Annotated in this window: 3 protein-coding genes; 2 read left to right on the top strand and 1 reads right to left on the bottom strand. The window is 69.0% G+C overall.

Annotation, left to right across the window (positions count from 1 at the left end; translation table 11 throughout):
- Window positions 1–1,919 (bottom strand): indolepyruvate ferredoxin oxidoreductase family protein (locus K206_RS0119385; RefSeq protein WP_020204050.1); only part of this gene is annotated, 1,919 nt, incomplete at its 3' end.
- A gap of 143 nt (window positions 1,920–2,062) precedes the next feature.
- On the opposite strand from K206_RS0119385, the gene K206_RS0119390 reads away from it, so the two are divergent.
- Together K206_RS0119390 and adh are read left to right on the top strand one after the other, a co-directional pair.
- Window positions 2,063–3,010: a LysR family transcriptional regulator gene (locus K206_RS0119390; protein WP_020204051.1), complete on the top strand. Its 948-nt coding sequence runs from the start codon at window positions 2,063–2,065 to the stop codon at window positions 3,008–3,010.
- A gap of 239 nt (window positions 3,011–3,249) precedes the next feature.
- Entirely contained in the window at window positions 3,250–4,770 is a 1,521-nt protein-coding gene (adh, locus tag K206_RS0119395) for an aldehyde dehydrogenase (RefSeq protein WP_020204052.1), read from the top strand.
- Window positions 4,771–4,842: the final 72 nt, after the last annotated feature.

Here is a 4,842-nt window from a genome sequence, read left to right on the forward strand (position 1 = left end):
CGCTTCTCGGTGGCGCAGGTCTGATCGTAGATCAGCACGGTGACGCCGGCGGTATCGCGCAACTGCAACTGGATCTCGTCGAGCCGGTCACGGTGATGCACGGTCACGCCGGCGGGCAGCATGGCGCCGTCGCCGTATTTTTCCGGCTCGTCGGTCACGACCACGATCCTGCTGGCGCCTTCGGCCAGCACCTGGTGGGCGATCTGCGGCACCGTCAGCACGCCGTCGACCGGCTGGCCGCCGGTCATGGCCACGGCGTCGTTGAACAGGATCTTGTAGGTGATGTTGGCCCTGGCCGCGATCGACGCGCGCACGGCCAGCAGACCGGAGTGGAAGTAGGTGCCGTCGCCGAGGTTGACGAACACGTGCTTCTCGCCGGTGAAGTGCATCTGGCCGGTCCACGCCACGCCCTCGCCGCCCATCTGGCTGAAGGTGTCGGTATTGCGGTCCATCCACAGCGTCATGTAGTGGCAGCCGATGCCGGCCATCGCGCGCGAGCCTTCCGGCACGCGCGTCGAGGTGTTGTGCGGGCAGCCCGAGCAGAACCACGGCTTGCGCTCGACCGCGATGCGCGGGCGCGCGGCCTCGCGCTCCTTGGCCTCGATCAGCGCCACGCGCGCGGCGATGCGCGCGCGCACGTCGGCCGGCAGGTCGCGCTTTTCCAGGCGGGTGGCGATGGCCTTGGCGATCAGCGCCGGCGACAGTTCATAGTGCGCCGGCAGCAGCCAGTCGCCGCGCGGCAACGACCATTCGCCGCCGTGGTTGCCGCGCTCGTCGAACTTGCCGTAGATCTTGGGGCGCACGTCGTCGCGCCAGTTGTAGAGTTCTTCCTTGAGCGCGTATTCGAGGATCTGGCGCTTCTCCTCCACCACCAGGATCTCTTCCAGGCCGGTGGCGAACTCGCGCGCGCCCTGCGCGTCGAGCGGCCACACGCAGCCCACCTTGAACACGCGGATGCCGACGCGGCGGCAGGTGTCGTCGTCCAGGCCCAGGTCGGCGAGCGCCTGGCGCACGTCGAGGTAGGCCTTGCCGGCGGTCATGATGCCGAAGCGCGCGTCGGGCGAATCGAGCACCACGCGGTTGAGCTTGTTGGCGCGCACGTAGGCCAGCGCCGCGTACCACTTGTGGTCCAGCAGGCGCGCTTCCTGCACCAGCGGCGGGTCGGGCCAGCGGATGTTGAGGCCGTCCGGCGGCATGGCGATGTCTTCCGGCAGCTCGATCCGCACGCGCTCGGGATCGATCTCCACCGAGGCGCTGGACTCCACCACGTCGGTCACGCACTTCATCGACACCCACAGGCCGGAGTAGCGGCTCATGGCCCAGCCGTGCAGGCCGTAGTCGAGGTATTCCTGCACGTCCGACGGGTACAGCACCGGGATGCCCGCGGCCATCAGCACGTGCTCGGACTGGTGCGCCACGGTGGACGACTTGGCGGCGTGGTCGTCGCCGGCCAGCAGCAGCACGCCGCCGTGCCTGGCCGAGCCGGCCGAGTTGGCGTGCTTGAGCACGTCGATGGAGCGGTCCACGCCCGGGCCCTTGCCGTACCACATGGCGAACACGCCGTCGCGGGTGGCGCCGGGAAACAGGTTGACCTGCTGCGAGCCCCACACCGCGGTGGCGGCGAGGTCTTCGTTGACGCCGGGCTGGAACACCACGTCGCTGGCGGCCAGGTGCGCCTTGGCCTTCCACAGCGCCTGGTCCACGCCGCCCAGCGGCGAGCCGCGGTAGCCGGAAATGAAGCCGGCGGTATTCAGGCCGGCGGCGCGGTCGCGCGCCTTCTGCAGCATGGGCAGGCGCACCAGCGCCTGGGTGCCGCTCAGGTAGACCCGGCCCTTCTCCAGCGTGTATTTGTCGTCCAGCGAAACCGTTTCCAGGGACGCCAGTTCGGCTTGCTGGGCGGGGGATAGGGGGGCATTCATCGATGCGGTCTCCGTTCTGCGCTCTGTGGGGCTGCGCTGAGTGTAGGAAGGCGGCCCGTTATCGTAAAATCAAGAATTCAGAGAACAGGTATGCGCCAGACAGATAGCGCGCGTTTACCCTGTGGCCCACCAGGAGCGCAGCCATGCCGAAGGAACGCAGCAGCAGACAGGACGGCGCGCCGCGCCTTGCCAAGGAAATCACGCTGCGGCAGTTCCGCTACTTCGCCGCGGCGGCCGAGACCGGGCAGTTCTCGATGGCGGCCACCGCCCAGCACGTGTCGCAGTCGGCCATCACCAACGCCGTGCTGATGCTGGAGCAGCAGCTCGGCGTGCGCCTGTTCGACCGCCTGCCGCACGGCGTGGCGCTCACCGCCGAAGGCCATCGCCTGCATCAGCGCGCGCGCGACATCCTCGACGCGGTGCAGGACACCCTGCGCGAGCCGCGCTTCCAGGCGCACAACCTCGCCGGCACGGTGCGGCTGGCGGCGTCGTACACCGTGCTGGGCTACCTGCTGCCGGGGCTGCTGGCGCGCTTTCGCAGCAACTACCCGGACATCGACTTCGACCTGCACGACATGGACCGCCCCGGCATCGAGCAGGGCGTGCTGAACGGCGAGATCGAGCTGGGCATCTGCCTGCTGTCCAATATCGAGAAGCTGCAGCGCTTCGCCCATCACACGCTGATCCGCTCGCGGCGGCAGTTGTGGGCCTCGCCTTCGCATCCGCTGCTGGCGCTGCCGCGCCTCACGCTCAAGGACATCGCGGCCCATCCGTACATCCAGATCACCGTGGACGAGAGCGAGCGCGCCACCCTGCGCTACTGGCGCAGCAAGCGGCTGGCGCCATCGGTCGCGTTCCGCACCAGTTCGATGGAGGCGCTGCGCGGGCTGGTGGCGCATGGCTTCGGCGTGACCGTGCTGTCCGACATGGTGTACCGGCCGTGGTCGCTCGAAGGCCGCCAGATCGAGGCGCGGCCGATCGCCGACGGCGTGCCGGACATGGAAGTGGGCCTGCTGTGGCAGCCCGGCCGCGCGCTCGACAAGCCGGCCGACGCGCTGCGCGAGTTCCTGATCCACGCCAGCGGCAGCTAGCCCGCGCCTGTGACACCGCCGTGTCACGCTGGCGCACGCGCTGTTCCAGATTGACACACCCGCGCGCGCCGCGTCGCCCGGCGGGCACCCGCATCTGCGCGCCGCGTGGCGCCGCCACGCCCTTGCCACGCCGCCGCCCGCCGCGGGCATGCCTCTTGCGGATAAGGCGGCGTGCGCGCGGCATCGCCGCACGGCGGCTGTCGCCCGACAGCGGACCACATCAAAGAACGGAGCGAGACATGGACATGGCGGAAATCGCCCAGCTGGGCGTTGCGAACCCCTACAAGGACCAGTACGAGAACTATATCGGCGGCGCCTGGGTGGCCCCGGCCGACGGCCAGTACTTCGAGGCGATCACGCCCGTCACCGGCAAGCCGTTTACGCGCGTGCCGCGCTCCAACCAGAAGGACATCGACGCCGCGCTCGACGCCGCCCACCGCGCCAAGACCGCGTGGGGCCGCACCTCCACCACCGAGCGCGCCAACATCCTGAACCGCATCGCCGACCGCATCGAGGCCAACCTCGTCACGCTGGCGGTGGCCGAGACCATCGACAACGGCAAGCCCATCCGCGAGACCACCGCGGCCGACCTGCCGCTGGCGGTGGACCACTTCCGCTACTTCGCCGGCTGCATCCGCGCGCAGGAAGGCGGCATCTCCGAGATCGACCACGACACCGTGGCCTATCACTTCCACGAGCCGCTCGGCGTGGTCGGCCAGATCATTCCGTGGAACTTCCCACTGCTGATGGCCACCTGGAAGCTGGCGCCGGCGCTGGCCGCCGGCAACTGCGTGGTGCTCAAGCCGGCCGAGCAGACCCCGGCCTCGATCCTGGTGCTGATGGAGCTGATCGGCGACCTGCTGCCGCCGGGCGTGCTCAACGTGGTCAACGGCTTCGGCCTGGAAGCGGGCAAGCCGCTGGCGTCCAGCCCGCGCATCAACAAGATCGCCTTCACCGGCGAGACCACCACCGGGCGGCTCATCATGCAGTACGCCTCGCAGAACATCATCCCGGTGACGCTGGAGCTGGGCGGCAAGTCGCCCAACATCTTCTTCGAAGACGTGATGGCCGCCGACGACGCTTTCTTCGACAAGGCGCTCGAAGGCTTCGCCATGTTCGCGCTGAACCAGGGCGAAGTCTGCACCTGCCCGTCGCGCGCGCTGGTCCAGGAATCCATCTACGAGCGCTTCATGGAGCGCGCGCTCAAGCGCGTGGCGGCGATCAAGCAGGGCCATCCGCTCGACAAGAGCACCATGATCGGCGCGCAGGCGTCGCAGGAGCAGATGGAGAAGATCCTGTCCTACCTCGACCTGGGCAAGCAGGAAGGCGCGCAATGCCTGATCGGCGGCGAGCGCAACGCGCTGGGCGGCGACCTGTCCACCGGCTACTACGTCAAGCCCACGGTCTTCGCCGGCCACAACAAGATGCGCATCTTCCAGGAGGAAATCTTCGGCCCGGTGGTCGCGGTGACCACCTTCAAGGACGAGGACGAGGCGCTGGAGATCGCCAACGACACGCTCTACGGCCTCGGCGCCGGCGTGTGGAGCCGCGACGGCGCGCGCGCCTTCCGCATGGGCCGCGGCATCCAGGCCGGGCGCGTGTGGACCAACTGCTACCACGCGTATCCGGCACACGCGGCCTTCGGCGGCTACAAGCAGTCCGGCATCGGGCGCGAGAACCACCGCATGATGCTCGACCACTACCAGCAGACCAAGAACCTGCTGGTCAGCTACAGCCCCAACGCTCTCGGCTTCTTTTGATCCAGCGCAAGAATGCGCGCGCGGCACCGCTGGTGCAGCGCGGCCCGCGCGCGCATGATCGGATCCGCGCCC

The sequence above is a fragment of the Cupriavidus sp. WS genome, from assembly GCF_000395345.1.
Lineage (GTDB): Bacteria > Pseudomonadota > Gammaproteobacteria > Burkholderiales > Burkholderiaceae > Cupriavidus > Cupriavidus basilensis_B.

Excerpts from the sequence above, each read along its gene's own strand:
- K206_RS0119390 (WP_020204051.1), top strand. The coding sequence starts at position 2,063 with ATGCCGAAGGAACGCAGCAGCAGACAGGACGGCGCGCCGCGCCTTGCC.
- adh (WP_020204052.1), top strand. The coding sequence starts at position 3,250 with ATGGACATGGCGGAAATCGCCCAGCTGGGCGTTGCGAACCCCTACAAG.